This is a genomic window from Tunturiibacter empetritectus (assembly GCF_013410875.1).
Classification (GTDB): domain Bacteria; phylum Acidobacteriota; class Terriglobia; order Terriglobales; family Acidobacteriaceae; genus Edaphobacter; species Edaphobacter empetritectus.
On record NZ_JACCCU010000002.1, the window covers coordinates 1225313 to 1241653 of the forward strand.

Below are 16341 nucleotides of genomic sequence, written 5' to 3' on the forward strand. Positions count from 1 at the left end.
TTTGGCACGTCGGACAGGAGCCTTCTCGATGGACAAGAAATCGCCTCAAGATGAAACATCGTTGCTCGGTCGCTGGTTATTGTCAGGCTTGTATGCTGCCTCGAAACTTGATCGTGTGGCGATGAGCATGCTGCGGGGCGCTTTAGTGATCGTCCTACTCTGGATTGGGGGACTCAAATTCGTAGATTACGAAGCGGATAGCATTGTTCCTCTCGTTGCGAACAGTCCAGTGATGAGCTTTCTCTATCATCGGCCGTCAGAGTATCGAACCCACGTGAATAAAGAAGGGGAACTGAACCAGCAGCATAGAGCCTGGCATCAGGAAAATGGCACATACGCGTTTTCACACGCGTTGGGCGCCGTCATCATAGTCATCGGTATTCTTATTGCTCTGTATCCCGTCAAACCGGAGCTATCTGCGCTTGGGAGCGGTCTACTCATCCTGATGTCGTGTACGACCCTGTCATTTCTGATTAGTACACCGGAGGCTTGGGTGCCCGCGCTCGGAGATGCCAATCACGGATTCCCGTATCTCTCGGGTGTAGGCCGGCTGATCGTCAAAGACTTCATCATGCTCGCCGCGGCAGTGGCGACACTTGCAGACTCTGCGAAGGCGGCATTGAGCTGCAGACTGCGCACATCGGCTTCGTGATCGGATCGAGGTTCAAACGAAATCGACGAATTCGCAGGAGCTATGACCCGACGCCTCTGCTGGCATGCTCCTCCACCAAATCTCTTTGAAAGGAGGCACCATGCGCGCATCTCTCAGGTACGTAGCCGCCATGGCCGCCTGCAGCTTGCCTGTCGCCGGAGCCTCTTCCCAGAGCGCCAAGGACATTCGCGGTCCCATCACCGTTGGTCGCCATCGAAAACGAGCCACTTCCAAAGCTGATTGTCGATCCACCGCTTCCCGAGCCGCTGGCTCAGGGCCGCATCTTCATACAGTACCGGACGGAAAACCTGCGCGTCGTGCCAGTGTTTGGCAAAGGAGCCCTCGACGTGTCGCCGCGCATCGGTCATATCCACATCACCATCGATGACGCTCCCTGGCACTTTGTCGACGCTAGCGGCGAAACGATAATTCTGGTCGGCCTGGAACCTGGCCCTCATAAGGTGCTGATTGAACTGGCAGACCCCACCCACAAAGTAATCACCAGCGAAACGGTGAAGTTCACGGTGCCCGATCCCAAAAGCCTAAAGTCGCGCCACTAACTGTGATGACAGGGCCGTCGATTAGATGCGGACCTATTCTTGTTCGCGAAAGTCATCGTACGCACAATCACAGCTATCTGTTGAGAAGCTCTTTGGACGATGAGAGGCATTCAGCTGTAGAGGCCGCCCGCCAGTATGGGATGTGGAGCTTTACCGCCATCCTGACAAGCTCTGCGAACGAGTCCGCGGCCATCTTCCGCATGATCTGACTTCGATGGATTTGTAAAGTTACTTCACTGATTTCGAGAATGGCCGCGGCTTGCTTATTAAGAAGTCCTCCGACAACAAGTGAAAATACCTCTCGTTGCCGAGGAGTCAAGGAGCAAAGTCGTTCTCGGAGCTTTGCTTTATCAGCCTGCTTCTGCCTCACCCTTCGATCCTGTGCGAGGGCTGCCTCAATAGCCATCAGCAATGCTTCATAATCTACAGGCTTAGTTAGGCACTCCACCGCGCCGGCCTTCATCGCACTGACTATCGATAAGACGCTACCATGTTCGCTGATGAAGATGATCGGCGGGCCCAATTCCCCGGCTAGCCGACGCTGCAGTTCCAGGCCATGCATGTCTTTCAGTCCCATTTCCAATATCAGACATGCACTTACATCAGATCTGACGTAAGCGAGGTATTCTGATGCTGATCCGAAACACAATACCTCCAACTCCATCGAGGTGAGGAAGGCGAAGAGGCCTTCTCGCACGTGAGGCTGATCTTCCACCAAGTAAATCATCTCGCCAATACGTCTCATCAGATACTCCAAAAAGACACAAGAATGCTACGAGCGTGGCGCGGGTATGGCGCTCACCATGGGTTCTTCTCGTTCAAGTTGTTGCCTAGTTTCTCTGAGTGATACCTAGACTGAACGGTGTGTTTTCCACCGTTAATCAATTGATAACCCTTCGCGAAACGCGCTCGGAGTTACGCCGACTATTCGCCGAAATACCTTCGTAAAGTGTTCCTGGGTCCTGAACCCAGTGAGCCTGCTCACCTGCGCCACGCTCAGCATCTCATCTTGCAAGTGGATCTTCGCGCGCTCGATTCTCGTCCGCAGAACATACTGATGCGGACTCAGTCCGGTCGCTTTTGTAAACAACGACGCAAAATGGTGCGGCGTCACCTCGGCGATCTTGGCCATCGCTGCCAGGCTGATGTTTCCACTGTCGTTCGCGTGGATGTATTCGAGCAACCTTGTAAAGCCTTTCTTGGTGATTTGGAGCCCCTTTCGTCCGTTTCTCAACTGATTGAGGGACACAGTACCGCGGAAGGGTTGGTCAAATGTTCCGGTGTTGGTCAATTCTTCCGATTTAATTGGTCAAAAAAACCGGCCTGCGATGAAAGAGTGTATGCTCTTCTACTAATGTTTCCCTGGCGAGGTAAAAAGGTAAAACCATGGCCAACTCTGGGGTCCTTCCTGTCGACGCCGTAGAAGTGATGCGTACCGGGTGCGCCATGTGCCCCTTTCCTACCCGCTCTTCGATTACAAGTAAGGGCGCCGGTTGGAATGGAATTGCCCTGGAATCGTTCAGCGACATCCCGGGCGTCGCCATCCCGGATCATGAACATCCGACACATTTCATTAACCTTCTTACTCGGGGAGAGATCAAGGCTCAGTGGACTACGGAGGGACGGAGTCACAGTGCAGCGAACAGTCCCGGCACAATCTATTTGTTACCCGCAGGCAGTCGTGATCGGCTCACTTGGTCGGGTCCGACGACTAGGATCGTCGTGGTCATGGCACCGGGTTTCCTGTCGCGCTCACTTGAGAACACTGCGCATCTTGATGAGTTGGAACTCACGACACACTGGAATCTTCGCGATCGTCACATTCAATCATTGATGCTCGCGATGCATGCCGACCTCGAGGACGGGTCTCCGGCTGGTCCTCTCTATGGCGAGTCTCTTGGTTTGACACTCGGCCTTTACCTCATTCGGCGTTACTCGGCTCGAAAGGGCGATAGCCCTCAATTTCACGGCGGAATGCCTAAAGCCCGTCTGAACCGAGTTCTTGATTTTATCAACCAGAACTTTACTCAGGAACTGCGTCTATGGGAGCTTGCGCAATTAGCAGGAATGAGCCCTCATTACTTCTGCGAGTTATTCAAGATGAGTACAGGACTGACTGCCTATCAATACCTTCTGCAGTGCAGGATCGATCGTGCGAAGCAATACCTTCGCAATCCGGCGTTTAGCGTCGGCGAAACGGGCGTTGCGGTAGGCTTTGCTGATCAAAGTCATTTCGCGAAGGTTTTTCGGCGGATGGTCGGAGTTACTCCGACGAAGTACCGTGGGTAGCCATTAGCGGGGCGTCCGCAGCAATCATTGACCGTAATGATGTTTACGGCCCCTGAATCAAAGCTGATCCTCGACTGACTTTCGAATTGCCGCAAGAATCGGCATTCGGAGATTGCCGAAAAACATCACAATATCACTCAACTCTTGGATTGTCGGCAACTCTGAAGTTGCTCCGGCGGATGAGATGGGTCCGAGCATTGGTTTCGTAAGAGTCTCGTTCCCTGCCCGCAACGCCGGCCCCATTGCACCAGCAACAACGAAGTGCGATCTCATGCGCTCCGCGCAGCAAGGTAACCAAGCCTCCTGAGGGACTCCGTCCCTGGCGCGCGCAAGAGGCACCCTAATCTTCCGCGCTGCGCTTGTGCAGACCTCCGCTGCGCTCCGCCCCCTCCATGCCGCTCCCGCTCCGTTCCGAGGGTAGGGAACCCTCCTCTTGCACTTGCCGCCCCTGCTGGCGTGGGCCAGGGCCAAGGCGTGTTTGTTAGCAAACACAGCACGGCCATTCAAAGACGGAGGAATCACCCCATGAGCGGCAACGCCACCACGAACGAAGCCAGCAACGTTACTTCCCTTCCCTCGACCTCTACAGCGCAGACGGCGAAAGAAATAATCGCCGCCAACGTGAAGCTCCTTATCGAGCAGCTTGAAGCGGGCCACAGCGAAGGACTCACTGCGTACCTCACCGCAATGGGCCGTTTCCATAACTACAGCTTCGGGAACATTCTCGAAATCGCACGACAGAAACCGGACGCAACCCGCGTTGCCGGGATGTATGCGTGGAACCAGCTAGGCCGCAAAGTCATCAAGGGGCAGAAAGGCATCCGCATTCTGGCTCCGATGATTGGAGTACGCCGTAAGAAGGACAAGGAAGCCGAAAAGGACATCACCAAGCAGAATCAGCCCGTACTCGTAGGCTTTCGTTCGGCCTACGTTTTCGATGTGAGCCAGACAGACGGCGCACCGCTCCCCGATCTCTCAGAGCGGGTGAAAGGTGAAGTGGGCGAGTACCGCGAACGCCTCATCGACTTTCTCATCGCGCAGGGTATCGAGCTTGAGTTCAAAGAGAGCATCGCCCCGGCACTTGGCATGAGCTACGGAGGCCGGATCGCCGTCCTTCCCGGACAGGTAGCAGCCGAAGAGTTCAGCACCCTTGTCCATGAACTCGCACACGAAATGCTCCACAAAGCAGAGCGCAGAACAGCTACCACCAAAACCGTTCGCGAGACGGAAGCCGAGGCTATCGCCTTCGTTGTTTCGCAGACCATCGGCCTTGACGCTGGCCGTGCCTCAGCCGAATACATCCACCTGTACCACGGCAATGCTGCACTTCTGGCCGAGAGCTTGGAAGTCATCCAGCGCACGTCAGCTTTGATTCTTTCCGCAATCGAGACACCCGCCGCCACAGCGGAGCAGACCGAGGCGGAAGCCGGCCCCGAACCCGCACTGGCGCAAGCCAGCTAACGAATTTTCTCCCACGGGGGGCGGACGGCTCAGGCCGTCCCGCTCCCACCACCCCACACGTCTTAACCCGCCCAAGGAGGCAGTCATGCAGAACAGCAGCGCATTCCAGTACCTCGCCCTCGACACCATCCATGAGTCCACCACGAACCCACGTCGCACTTTTGACGAAGGCAAGCTGCTGGAGCTTGCCGAGAGCATCAAGCATCACGGCCTCATTCAGCCCGTCACTGTACGCCCTAACTCGGAAGGCTTCGAGTTGATCGCAGGAGCGCGGCGTTACCGTGCGGCACAACTGGCCGAGTTGTTTTCCATCCCCGCCCGCATCGTCGAAGTCGACGATACTCAGGCTCTCGAATGGCAATTAGTCGAAAACGCCCAACGCGCCGATATCCATCCTTACGAGGAAGCACAGGGGTTCCAACGCTTGCTTGACCTGCCTGGCTACGACGTTGCAACGTTGGTCGAGAAGTCAGGCAAGAGCGCAAGCCACATCTACGCTCGTTTGTCTCTTCTGCAACTCATCGCTGAAGTGGCCGAGGCATTCACTCAAGAGCGCATCACCGCCAGCCACGCCAACCTCATCGCCCGTCTACCGCAGGAGTCACAGGCCGAGGCATTCGAGCAGTGCTGGCGCAAGGACTGACAGGACTCGGAGGCGCACTTGCTACCTGCCAAGCATGTATCCGCTTGGATTCAGAACAACCTCTATCTCGCGCTCGCGGATGCTCCATTCGACCGCGAAGATCCCACCCTCAATCCCGCAGCCGGAGCTTGCGTCACTTGCCCCCGCCGCAGCGGATACAACACTTCCCTCTTTTCGGACGTAACTGACGGCGACCAATGCCTCTCAGGACCCTGCTATCAAATCAAGCTCACCGCCCATATCGACCGCGAGATTGCAACCCGCCCCGAGCTTATCCAGATAGAGAACGGCTGGAGGAACGCACGAGAGCAGAGGCCAGGTGCCGTTCAGCGCGGGCACTTACGCGAGATCGAGACGGTAGTCGAGAACCCGGACGCCGAGCCAGCCCCGCCGTGCGCAGCCGCTAAGCCCGCAATCATCGTCTACGGCAAGCGCGTAGGAACCACTCTCACCGTATGCACAGACGACGATTGCCCCGTACACGACCCACGAGCAGAGGAAGAACAAGCCGCCAATCCCGCCCCGACAATGGCGCCCGCGTCCGAAGCCGAGACACAGGAAGAGGCCGAGGAACGCCAGCGCAACTACGAACAACAACGAAAGGAGTACGCGCAGGAGCAGGAGCGGAGAGCCGACGAGCGTAAACAGCAGTTCGAGCAGGAACAGAAGGAGCATGAAGCCGAACGCGCCCGGAGAGAGAAGTTGCATAAGGCGCGTGTATCCAAGTTCGACCGCATTATCGAAAAGGCCCCGGCCATGTTCAGCGCAGCACAGTTGAGGGTATTTCTCCGCGCCCTCGTCACTATCGACCCTTATGCCTTCGATGACGTAGCGGAACAACTTGCCGCGAACGACGAAAACAACCAGCATACCTCCGAAGAGATTCTGCTATCCACCATCGACGGACTACAAGATGACAAGCTCACCGGGTTTGCTCTCCGTCTCGTCCTCACCGCACACACAGCCACGCCGCGCGAAAGCGAAATCGACTTTCTGACCGAGGCCGAAGCCGCGTTTGCTCCCCCACAACCCAAGAAGACAGCCAGCAAGAAAGTGAAGACAGCCACACCGATCAAGGCCGCGCAGAAGACCGCAACGAAGAAGACGACGGCTAAGAAGGACGTTGCAGCCTAACGCCGCAGCGGGAGTCAGCCAAATGGCTCCCGCTCTTTTTCCGAAAGGAGGAGATCATGTTTCAGTTCAGCTACAAACTCAAGGTCGCCGAGAGGGTGAAGGCGAAGTGCCAGCGGCATCCGCGTTACAACCCGGAGCGAGACGGACGCGGCGGAATCAAGGGCGGATGCTCCACTTGCTTCTCCCTCTTTGACCTGCATCAGGCGAGGCTATCGCTTGATGCCGCGCATCGGGAGTTTTTGCGAAGAGCGACGCCGTGGTCTCACGTACGTCGGCCACGCAACAGGACAAACTCACAGAGGCAGAAAGATCCTCCATTTGGAAGCCAACCTCTCTAATCCGAGGGGTTGCGTTTGCAACCGCACTCTTCAAAAAAAATGCCCGAGATGCTGTCAAAAAGTGTCCTTCTCATCTCGCTTAGAGGGTAGATGGTATGAACTTCGCCCACGCAACGCGGGCGGCGGGGCCTTTCCCTCCCCGCTCCCCTCCCACGGCGAAACAAATTTCAAGGATGACGTCGATGAATAGAACAAAATCCACAGTTCGCAATTTGCTCACGGCTATCGAGGCACCTCTCTACGATGTCGGTGTCCTCAGTGAGCGTGGAATGCTTCCAGGACTCGATGGCATCTCGGCCGCGGCGGTCCTCGACAGGCTTTCTCTGCTCAAGTACCGCAATGCCCACGGCTCGCACATCTACATACGCCCATCCGGGGAGCATCGTTTCACCACCCTCGACGATCTCCACGAGACCTCGCTTGCGAGGCTCGCGGCGGATGGTTTCAACCCATGCGCTGTTGTCGAGACCAGCGCCGGCAACTTTCAAGCCTGGCTCAAGCACCCGAGAACGTTTCCGAAGCTCCTCGGAACCTTTGCCGCGCAGACATTGGCCGAGCGGTACGACGCCGACCCCAGCGCGGCGGACTGGAGGCGGTTTGGTCGGCTTCCCGGATTCACCACTGCAAACCGAAATACAGAAAGTCTGACGGCCTCTACCCTTTCGTGCGCCTGCTCAGCCACAGCGGACAGCAGTACCCAATGGCGGAGGCCTTCGAGCAGGAGATAAGGACGCTCTACCAGGTCCGCGAGCAGGAACACGAGGCAAAGCGTCTGCAAAGTTCTATTTCTCCCCGAAGGGGACCGAGGTTATCGAACTTGTCTCTTGAGCGATTCCGAAGCTCAACCAGGTACCAGGATCGTCCCGCCGCCGCCGACATCGCTTTCTGTGTCGCCGCTTTTGCCAATGGCATGACCGAGGACCGGATCGGATGTGCCCTTGAAGACGATTACCTCTCCCGCGATCCCAGCCTTTCCAAGCGAGCTGCCTACATCCGGAGAACCATGGAGAAGGCGAGAAGATGGGCCGAGCGATGAGCATCGATGCTGCATTTGCCCTTGTCATTTTTCCTCCCGTTTGTGGATGACACTTCTAGTTTCTGAGCTGGCTTTTGCGACTCGCGCCATGAGGGAAAGCCGTCGAACAGGGAGGCTCCCTTTCCGGTTTGCCTTTCTATCTGCGTTCAGCGTGCCGCGCTCAAGACACCCCCGCCCTTCGGACGCACGCTCTCCTTCCCAGAATCCGCTGCGCGCCTCCGTGAGGTGCGGACTCCTGCCCCCAGGCAAGCTGTGGTCCCCTTCCACAGATTCTATTCAGTCGCCGAGGGAGGGGGTCGCGACGGCACACCCGTTGGGCAAGCATGTACCGCAGACAGCGGACAAACCAAAAGAACCGGAGCTAAACACCATGTTCAACAAAGTTATCCTCATCGGCCGCCTCGGGCAGAACGCAGAAGCCAAAACCGCTCAGAACAACAAAGAGTACGTCACCCTCAACATCGCAACTCAGGAAAGCTGGAAGAACGACAAAGGCGAGTACGAAACCCGCACCGAATGGCATCGCGTCTTTGCCTGGAGGAATCTCTCGAAGTTCGCCAAGACCCTCCAGAAGGGGCAGCTCGTCACCCTGGAAGGCATTCTCCGGTATCGCGAGGTAGAGGATGAGGTCAAAGGGACCACCTTCAAGCACCGGATCGCGGAGATCCACGCCGTCAGCATGAAGCGGCTCTCGAAGTTCGAGGCCGCTGATGATCCTTCAGATGGAGCCGACGACGAATAGTCGCCGGCTAGAGTGGATGAGGTCGCGAGACCTTATCCACTCATCTCCGTTCAGCGTCGCTAAGTGAATCGGCGATTGCCACTCCTCGAGAAGGCGAACTCGATAGCTTCCGAGTTGTCACTTCGAAGGAGCGGTCATTTGAAGACCGTTTGCGTAGGGTCCGAGTAGGCCTATTGTCTAATCATGGCTATTTTGGATTCCACCCAGATGAGCGATACGCAGGAAGCCGAGCGGATCAATCCCTTTCACCCGATTCCTGCGCCAGGCTTCGACATGGAGACGCCTTTGCAATTCCGGCTCTTCGATCCTCAAATCTGTGGCGAACTGCAGGACGACTGGTTAGCTAATGCCGTCGAGTCGCATGGGATAATTCGGTCCGAGCTGGACGCGATGATCGACGGCAAGCTGTTGCGGCGCTGGAAAGACGGCGCCGGCTGTGAAGGCTTCTTGCTCTATACCGAGCAGCAAGCTCGGCTGGCAAAAAAACTGCAGGCGACCGGCCATTACAGCGATGCCGAGCTGCAGCACATCTTTAGTGAATGGAATGAATTTCTCGAGATACTTTCCGTCGATGATTTCGCTTACGACAGCATGGAAGTTGACGATTACGAAAACTGGCAGCGACGCACGCGCGAGATGACCGAGTTTTTTGCAAACGACATCATCCGGATGGACGACGGCTTTTGCCCTGTACCAGCCGAGCAGCTAGAGGCACACAAGGCGGACGCCCGGAAGCAACATGCCGAATGGCTACGGACACGAGACTATTTTGCGACGCGATTGGATGCTGATCTTAAGCCTCAACAACACCAAGGTTGGCGAAAGGCTCTTCACGAGATCAGATTTAGCGATGAAATGTCACGCCTTTGGATGGCGCAACCCTTCAAGGCCCAAATTGAGCAGGGCTACAGTATTGAAGTCTCTTTTTATGGCTGGGAAACCAAAAACTTCACCGAAACCACATTTCGAAATATCAACTGGCGTTCCACCTTGGAGCGCTTCAAGGGAACACGGAACGAAGGCAAAATTTTCCCGCTGCGGACGCCCGACTTCAATCTGACCGAAAATGGTCTGGAATTGCTGAACAACCCCTCGCCAGAGGCCTATAAGGCACTTTATGAAAAATACCGCTTGGACGAGTTGTTTGCACTCGTCGCGGAACGAGGGCCCGCAATGTGGGAATGTGACTTGTCAGCGAAGGGCCGTGGCGCGTGTGCTGAGTGCAGCGCGGTCTTCGACCGCACCACGTCGAGTCGGCGGTACTGCAGCGAGGGTTGTCGCAGCCGCGCCAAAAGTCGGCGATGGCGGGAGAACGATCCTGAACGCGCCCGCCGGGCGCAGGCCAAGCACTACAAAGAAGCCTATCCGGGGGGGTAGGGGAGGCATCGGCGTCCCGGGCCAGCACCTTAGGTTCGAATTTGTCTTTGGAGGAAACAATAATGACGGTCTTGGCAAGCTTGATTTCCGATTATGGCTGGCCTGCCGGCGCAGCTGCTGCCCTAATCTACGTTCTAATGCGCAGCGAAATCCACATTCACTATCCTGGTCGCACTCGCAAGCCCCAATGAATCCGAGTCGTCACCTAGTCGCTTTTCTAACGAATGCGGATGAGAAAGACTCACCCACCGTTTGTTGTTAGGATACGTTGAGCTTGGAGGCCTTCTGAATTACCGGTTCTTGAAAGAGTTCCTAGTATGATTCAGCTGCCCCTATATGGCTCTCACGCTCGCAGCTTCCGGTAAATTGATCATCCATGATCTGATGACAAATGGGTACTTTCCTGACCGCATAATTCCGCCGGTTAATGCCTTAGGGATAACCGTCGCGTTGCCTGACATGATGAAACACATCCGTCCCATCATGTTAGGAATGCTTGCAAAGCAAGCTAACAAATTGCGGAGTCGATGCGTTACGCATTCTGTGCCGAAGCGCAAACACCTGCGCAGGTCACTGTCGATTCCGAATCCGCTTCATCAATTGATGGCCGCGGCACAGATTGCACACGATTGGAAGGATATTTACAAATTCTGCCGGCAATCTCCTTTGTCGTTAAGCATGCCCGTGCTGGGTACAGATAGAGCAGTAGAGTCGCAGAATGACCTCAACAAACAGCCATTTTTCAGAGCTCAGAGATCGGTAGGAGCTCGCTTTCTGCTCAAGACGGACATCGCGCGTTTTTATCCATCGATCTACACTCACAGCATTCCCTGGGCTCTACATGGCAAAGCCGCCGCAAGAGCGGATAAGAAGTACGCACTATTCGGAAATCGAATCGATTTATGGACGCGAGAGTCCCAAGACAAACAAACTGGCGGAATCCCGATCGGACCTGACACCTCATTTATCATCGGAGAAATAATCGGTACTGCTCTCGACCTCGAACTTCAAAAAAAGCTGCCCAACATCAAGGGCACGCGATCCATCGATGACTATAACTTATATCTTGGGTCGATCTCTGAAGCTGAAACAGCTTTGGCGGTTCTTCACGGTGTTGCCAAACAATATGAGCTGGAGATAAACGATCCTAAGACGGAGATCATCTCGCTACCGGACAGGTTCGAGCCAGCCTGGAAGAGCGACCTTCGTGGACTTGTGATACGCGATAGCGGACAGCCTCAGGCAACGGATCTTTTGAGTCTCTTCGACCGCGCCTATGAACACGCAAAAAACTTCCCTACCGATAACGTACTGACCTACGCTGCGAAACAAGTATTAAGCGCGAAACTTGCCGAAGAGAACTGGATCTTCTGCGAATCCTTGCTACTGAGGGCCGCGCTAGGGGAACCGACAATGCTTTCAGTTGTGGGTGACGTTTACGATCATTATCCAGCATTCCATAAAAATAATGGAGCCTTGACTAGCGCATTGGAGAGTATTTGCTCGTATCACGCGCCACTTCAACAAGGAAACGAGGTCTCGTGGGCGCTGTGGCTTGCGAAGAAGATGGGCGTCTTCATCTCGCGAACCGTTGGGGATAAGATAGCGGCTGTCGACGACGACATCGTCGCCCTAATAGGACTGGATCTCATTGAACGAGGTTTCTTGCAAACGTCAAAGCTAACGCTCTGGCGCAGCCGTATGAACGCGACCCATTTATATGAGGACCACTGGTTGCTTGCTTATGAAGCACACGAGCATGGTTGGGCGGTAGCCAAAACTGACTACATCGCGAACGATGAGTTTTTTAGCATTTTGCAGAAGCATGGAGTCAGATTTTACGGCGGAAATTTGGCGCCGACTGCTAGTTATTACGGTTATAGCGATGATGGAGACGTCCCAGACGAGACTGAAGAGTTTATTGAGGATGAGCCGGAAGTCACACCTATTTAATCATTCAAATCGGCACGAGTGTTGAGAATTATCTGGTGGGCAGCGCACCGCGTGAAGATCACGGACTACAGATCAGATTGTCCGATTTTAGTGCGGCCCGGCATGTCGAAGCGGCGCGGCCTCGCTCCACCGAAGTGCACGTCAGACAAGCCACCGTGCGTAGGCTTGCATGTCGATCGCCGGAACCGTACCGCATGCCTGCAACTGCGTGATGAAAGCAAGCAGGAATGACGTTGCCGCTTTATCGTGCGGCTCCGATACTAGACAACCGGCGGCGGTGCATCCAAAAGTTCCGTAGGTGGCAATACAGCCCAGATCGAGGCGCCCGTCCGACTGATCGGCTGTCAGCGCACGCGATAAGGTCTTATCGATTGGCTTTTTCCATCGGCAGTCGAACGCGAGGAAGCCGCCTAGTATCGGCTGCAGTGCCTTCTTGCGCGGACCATCTATGGTTTGAATTGCGACACTGGTGCGCTGAAGGTTCCTCACACTGGCAATCTTTTTCTGAGCGTATTTTATGTACGAACCCGTAATTTCCTGCTTCGATTCAAAGACTGCATAGACCGCTTCCGCCGGTATAACCGTTTCGTTCTTATGCGTGAAAATCAACGGTGAATATTGACGGTCGTAGATAACAACGTCGATCTGTTCGCTGAACTTGCCGCGACTGTCAACAACGGTAGCCGTCATGGCGCGGTAGCGCTCAGGCAAATACGTTTCGAATAGAGAAAGCCAGACCGCCTGGCTTCCGTCACCAAGCGCGACCGGATGGCCTAGGGTTTCGCGCGCAGTTTTTAGATCCTGTGCGACGCGCTCATGAAGACCCTTCATTAACTTCGGCAATGACCATTTCATTTGACTATCTCATTCCAGTTGGCGGCATTACGCGCCGCTTTGGCGGCCGCGATGATCTTCAGCTTTTCGCCATCGGTCACGTCGTCCGATATGAAGTTGTTCGAATTGGCCGGGTCGACGACGCGAACCGTGGCAAAAGTATCTCGCAGATATTCAAAAACGATTTGCACTCGCCGCCCCAGCGTATAGCCAGTCTGAAGTGAAAGCGCCTTGATGACCGTCAATTCAAGGTAGAAAGAAGGAAAATCCAACTTCTTTTGATTGCGCCAGAGCTTTAAAATCCGTATCTCCTGCTGGCAATTCGCGGCCCGGACATAATTAATATGTGTGACCACATTCGTCTTGGTCCACTCCCCGCCGTTGCGGCGATACAGGCTGTGATCGTTAAGCAGAGGGTTTTGACGCTTCGCAGGCACAAGGTCGACCGAAAAGCCCTGGACCTTGATATTCAGGGAGACATTTTGCCGCATCGGCGCATAGCCGACCTGCGTCAGCTTGGTAAAGAGTAGGGCGTGAATTTCTTTTAGGGATTCCTTAGTCGTCTCGGAAAGGGAGATAAATAAATCGATATCCGTACCGCTCAGAATTGCGGTGCCTTTCATAAAAGAGCCGCTTGGATGAACCGCCAAAAGCTGGCTGCCTGCCCATTCCCAAAATATCGGCATCAGGGTCGCCTGCACGGCCAGGACCGGCGAAGTCGTACCGGTGTTGACCGCCTCGCGGACGAGAAGCATATTCAAATATTCGTCAGCGGTCATAGCTCATCTTCGCACGCCAAAGGGAATCTACAACTGCAAACCTTGACACTAGCGCGGTACGCTATAAATCGTAATAACCGATGCTGAGATAACGATGATTGATATGTGTCGGGTAATTGTCGTCGAAGGTCCAGCCCTCTTGTTGCAGCCGCGTCTTCCATCGGCGCTGCTTGCGGTCAAAGCCATACCAGAGGGACGCAGTTTCATTCCACCGACGTGTATGCTCGTGCATGAAACCATAGGGCAAAAACCTGAGCACAATAGTGTTGTCATAAGCTAGCTGCCGATCGCGCAGCGCCTGGTCGAGCTGCAGGCTGTGGGCCTTCCACCATTCTCGTTGCACATGCGCGCCAAACTGATAGCCGTCTCGCGCCGGCCGCAGGAAAAAGGTCGGGCCGTCGTTGATTTCGCCGGGGCCTGTCCTCCAAGTAGGTGCACCGCAGGGAATATCCTTGTATAAATCTAGCTTCACGCTATAGGCGCGTTGATCGGAACGGGCAAAAATCGCGGCGTTGATCGCCGTCAGACTGACGTTCTCGAACTTCGGCCCTTCGGCCGGCGTTAGCTTCAGATCTTCCCACAATGCATCGTAGTTGACTCCGAAAATGAGGCGATAAGGCTTGAACGCGGCGAGCTCCTTCAGGGCGTAGAGCCATAGGCCGATAATCGTGAAAGCGCAGCCTAACAGGATAGACGCCGCAAAACTGAGGTCACTATAGTAGTGCAATAAGGTGGCGGCGGCAGCAGCAAGGGCGATAAGGCCCAAGCGCTCGATCAGAACACCTGCAATTTTTCTCATGCCCGGATGTTACAAGTGCCGGCCGTTTATTCGAAGTTTTTAGCGCGCCTGGCGCGAAAACCTTTCGGCGAATCCCGAAAATTGAGGACGGTATCTGAATCCGGGGGGTATACTTTCCGGCGTTTGAGTGCGGCTGACAAGTGGGACAATGGTTCCGACAATGCTCATCATCGAGTAGGATGCACACAGTGTCTCTGCCTGTAACTGAGGGACGTTCGTGCTGCCTAGTCGACTAGCAGATACGCCATAAAAGCCTCAAATTTTGCGCCAGATAGCGATCAAAGCTACAGATCGAGAGACCACACCAAATGGCAGAGAAACACGTGAGGCGCACCTACTACCTCGAAGACGGCACACCGGTCGGTATCGGAACACTACGGAAGCTCAGCAAACAAAAGCAGATGGAAGTAATGCGTGCCTGGTTCTTTAAGCATTACAGCGACCCACTGATCCTACCCTATGACAGTTCGGAAGGTGGATATCAATGGATTTGGGGTGGACCATTCGGCGCGAAAGATGAGCTACGCGACGAATTTTCCGGAGCGACCAAGGACTCAGCTTTAGATGAGCTCGCCGATGAGCTGACAGAACAGAATTTTGAATGGTCGGCCAATCCCGATTCTCTTCCACAGGATGAAGCCGAAGTTGTTGACCTCAGCTCTTTGCCCCTGACTCCTCACGACATTCTTGAGCTGAGCCTGGATGAAATCGAGGCAGCGACAAGGCTAAAACAATTGGGTGAAAGCGAACAGTTCATGCGCCGACTACTGTTCGCAAATGCGATCACGGCCTTGGAAACCTACCTGGCTGACAGGTTCAGGCAAGAGATAAAGGGCGACGCGGAGCTCGTTCAAAAGTTTGTCGAGACAGACCCTAAGTTGAAAGATCATAAGATTCTCCTCAGCGCAGCCGCCGCAACTGCTAGGAACCTAGAAACATTGGTTTTCGACCAACTCGGAGAGGTGATCTGGCACAGGCTCGCTACCGTGAGCGCCATGTACAAAGACACACTTGATATCACGTTTCCGAAGAATCTTGGCGCTTTGTACAAAGCCGTTCTCCAGAGGCATGACATTGTGCATCGTAACGGCAAATCTAAAGCCGGTGAAATGGGTTTGTGGGACAACACCGCCATACTTGCCTTGGTCGCTAAAGTCCGAGAACTGGCGGCTCAGCTGGAACAGGCTTTGAAGATACGCATACTATCCAATGATGTTCTTGTCGAACCGTAAACGAGGACTATTCACATCGCTCAGTCGACGTTAGAAGACACTTGAATACTCTCATAATGAGAGTTCAAGGAATTCCCGCCTCTCGATGGTCGCTAAAGCATTTGTCAAGCCGCGCAGGTTACCCATGTCGACTTGCCATCGGCTTCCGATTCCCGAAGAGTACTCAGGTGCAAATCCTTCGGGACATGGGTATTCGATATGAATGTCTGGATGAAGACTCCGCACCAAGAAACAGCCTACTGTTTGCATCTTACTGCCCGCTGGCGCCAGCAATATTCGATGATCAGTAGACAACCTCCAGTATAGATCCACGAGAATGTTCACAGTTTCTACATAGTTCAACGTAGATACCGATCTTCCAGACCTGGGGATACCACTCTCGTCTGCAACCAGTGGGTTGTCATCCAGCCATTCGCGTCGCACTTGATCATGGATCCAAGCAGTCGCCATTTCGCGCCAACTATGAACTGGCGGACGACCCTTCTTCATAAAACTAGTATAGGTTCGCCATT

The 16341-nt window shown here is 54.6% G+C and carries 16 protein-coding genes and 1 pseudogene; 12 read left to right on the top strand and 5 right to left on the bottom strand.

Features of this window, described 5'->3' with window-relative positions:
* Window positions 1-28: 28 nt before the first annotated feature.
* Both HDF08_RS17510 and HDF08_RS17515 read left to right on the top strand, forming a co-directional pair.
* Entirely contained in the window at window positions 29-652 is a 624-nt protein-coding gene (locus tag HDF08_RS17510; RefSeq protein WP_179639856.1) for a DUF417 family protein, read from the top strand.
* Window positions 653-801: 149 nt separating this feature from the next.
* Window positions 802-1212, top strand: a complete 411-nt coding sequence (locus tag HDF08_RS17515) for a DUF6130 family protein (protein ID WP_257031254.1) — start codon at window positions 802-804, stop codon at window positions 1210-1212.
* 73 nt (window positions 1213-1285) lie between these two features.
* Here the strand turns inward: HDF08_RS17515 and HDF08_RS17520 are convergent, their stop codons facing one another.
* Together HDF08_RS17520 and HDF08_RS17525 are read right to left on the bottom strand one after the other, a co-directional pair.
* The gene (locus tag HDF08_RS17520; protein WP_179639857.1) at window positions 1286-1957 is read right to left on the bottom strand and encodes a response regulator transcription factor; all 672 of its coding nucleotides are present in this window, start codon (window positions 1955-1957) and stop codon (window positions 1286-1288) included.
* 132 nt (window positions 1958-2089) lie between these two features.
* Window positions 2090-2395: a helix-turn-helix domain-containing protein gene (locus tag HDF08_RS17525; protein WP_179639858.1), complete on the bottom strand. Its 306-nt coding sequence runs from the start codon at window positions 2393-2395 to the stop codon at window positions 2090-2092.
* A 203-nt stretch (window positions 2396-2598) separates the two neighbouring features.
* On the opposite strand from HDF08_RS17525, the gene HDF08_RS17530 reads away from it, so the two are divergent.
* From HDF08_RS17530 to HDF08_RS17565, 9 genes and pseudogenes are all read left to right on the top strand, one after another.
* Window positions 2599-3501, top strand: coding sequence for an AraC family transcriptional regulator (locus tag HDF08_RS17530; protein WP_179639859.1), 903 nt, complete (start codon window positions 2599-2601; stop codon window positions 3499-3501).
* Between the two features lie 525 nt (window positions 3502-4026).
* Entirely contained in the window at window positions 4027-4962 is a 936-nt protein-coding gene (locus HDF08_RS17535; protein WP_218884755.1) for an ArdC family protein, read from the top strand.
* An 85-nt stretch (window positions 4963-5047) separates the two neighbouring features.
* The gene (locus tag HDF08_RS21835; RefSeq protein ID WP_257031202.1) at window positions 5048-5605 is read left to right on the top strand and encodes a ParB/RepB/Spo0J family partition protein; all 558 of its coding nucleotides are present in this window, start codon (window positions 5048-5050) and stop codon (window positions 5603-5605) included.
* 18 nt (window positions 5606-5623) lie between these two features.
* Entirely contained in the window at window positions 5624-6739 is a 1116-nt protein-coding gene (locus tag HDF08_RS17540) for a hypothetical protein (protein WP_257031203.1), read from the top strand.
* A 56-nt stretch (window positions 6740-6795) separates the two neighbouring features.
* A complete protein-coding gene (locus tag HDF08_RS17545) occupies window positions 6796-7077 on the top strand; it encodes a hypothetical protein (protein WP_179639860.1) in 282 nt (93 codons plus the stop codon).
* 269 nt (window positions 7078-7346) lie between these two features.
* Window positions 7347-8113, top strand: a pseudogene (locus tag HDF08_RS17550) (RepB family DNA primase).
* 370 nt (window positions 8114-8483) lie between these two features.
* Window positions 8484-8855, top strand: coding sequence for a single-stranded DNA-binding protein (locus HDF08_RS17555; protein WP_179639861.1), 372 nt, complete (start codon window positions 8484-8486; stop codon window positions 8853-8855).
* A 183-nt stretch (window positions 8856-9038) separates the two neighbouring features.
* Window positions 9039-10232, top strand: a complete 1194-nt coding sequence (locus tag HDF08_RS17560; protein ID WP_179639862.1) for a CGNR zinc finger domain-containing protein — start codon at window positions 9039-9041, stop codon at window positions 10230-10232.
* Between the two features lie 336 nt (window positions 10233-10568).
* The gene (locus tag HDF08_RS17565; protein WP_179639863.1) at window positions 10569-12185 is read left to right on the top strand and encodes an RNA-directed DNA polymerase; all 1617 of its coding nucleotides are present in this window, start codon (window positions 10569-10571) and stop codon (window positions 12183-12185) included.
* A gap of 141 nt (window positions 12186-12326) precedes the next feature.
* Here HDF08_RS17565 and HDF08_RS17570 read toward each other — a convergent pair whose 3' ends face one another.
* From HDF08_RS17570 to HDF08_RS17580, 3 genes are all read right to left on the bottom strand, one after another.
* Window positions 12327-13040, bottom strand: a complete 714-nt coding sequence (locus HDF08_RS17570; protein WP_179639864.1) for a DUF6602 domain-containing protein — start codon at window positions 13038-13040, stop codon at window positions 12327-12329.
* The gene (locus HDF08_RS17575; RefSeq protein WP_179639865.1) at window positions 13037-13798 is read right to left on the bottom strand and encodes a nucleotidyltransferase domain-containing protein; all 762 of its coding nucleotides are present in this window, start codon (window positions 13796-13798) and stop codon (window positions 13037-13039) included. The genes HDF08_RS17570 and HDF08_RS17575 overlap by 4 nt, the downstream gene beginning before the upstream one ends.
* 61 nt (window positions 13799-13859) lie before the next feature.
* A complete protein-coding gene (locus tag HDF08_RS17580; protein ID WP_179639866.1) occupies window positions 13860-14597 on the bottom strand; it encodes a hypothetical protein in 738 nt (245 codons plus the stop codon).
* 308 nt (window positions 14598-14905) lie between these two features.
* On the opposite strand from HDF08_RS17580, the gene HDF08_RS17585 reads away from it, so the two are divergent.
* Window positions 14906-15829, top strand: a complete 924-nt coding sequence (locus HDF08_RS17585; RefSeq protein WP_179639867.1) for a hypothetical protein — start codon at window positions 14906-14908, stop codon at window positions 15827-15829.
* Window positions 15830-16341 lie beyond the last annotated feature (512 nt).

What these genes read in the sequence shown, in the direction of transcription:
- HDF08_RS17510 (WP_179639856.1), top strand. Translation starts at nt 29, where the DNA reads ATGGACAAGAAATCGCCTCAAGATGAAACATCGTTGCTCGGTCGCTGG.
- HDF08_RS17520 (WP_179639857.1), bottom strand. Translation starts at nt 1,957, where the DNA reads ATGAGACGTATTGGCGAGATGATTTACTTGGTGGAAGATCAGCCTCAC.
- HDF08_RS17530 (WP_179639859.1), top strand. Translation starts at nt 2,599, where the DNA reads ATGGCCAACTCTGGGGTCCTTCCTGTCGACGCCGTAGAAGTGATGCGT.
- HDF08_RS17535 (WP_218884755.1), top strand. Translation starts at nt 4,027, where the DNA reads ATGAGCGGCAACGCCACCACGAACGAAGCCAGCAACGTTACTTCCCTT.
- HDF08_RS21835 (WP_257031202.1), top strand. Translation starts at nt 5,048, where the DNA reads ATGCAGAACAGCAGCGCATTCCAGTACCTCGCCCTCGACACCATCCAT.
- HDF08_RS17545 (WP_179639860.1), top strand. Translation starts at nt 6,796, where the DNA reads ATGTTTCAGTTCAGCTACAAACTCAAGGTCGCCGAGAGGGTGAAGGCG.
- HDF08_RS17555 (WP_179639861.1), top strand. Translation starts at nt 8,484, where the DNA reads ATGTTCAACAAAGTTATCCTCATCGGCCGCCTCGGGCAGAACGCAGAA.
- HDF08_RS17560 (WP_179639862.1), top strand. Translation starts at nt 9,039, where the DNA reads ATGGCTATTTTGGATTCCACCCAGATGAGCGATACGCAGGAAGCCGAG.
- HDF08_RS17565 (WP_179639863.1), top strand. Translation starts at nt 10,569, where the DNA reads ATGGCTCTCACGCTCGCAGCTTCCGGTAAATTGATCATCCATGATCTG.
- HDF08_RS17570 (WP_179639864.1), bottom strand. Translation starts at nt 13,040, where the DNA reads ATGAAATGGTCATTGCCGAAGTTAATGAAGGGTCTTCATGAGCGCGTC.
- HDF08_RS17575 (WP_179639865.1), bottom strand. Translation starts at nt 13,798, where the DNA reads ATGACCGCTGACGAATATTTGAATATGCTTCTCGTCCGCGAGGCGGTC.
- HDF08_RS17580 (WP_179639866.1), bottom strand. Translation starts at nt 14,597, where the DNA reads ATGAGAAAAATTGCAGGTGTTCTGATCGAGCGCTTGGGCCTTATCGCC.
- HDF08_RS17585 (WP_179639867.1), top strand. Translation starts at nt 14,906, where the DNA reads ATGGCAGAGAAACACGTGAGGCGCACCTACTACCTCGAAGACGGCACA.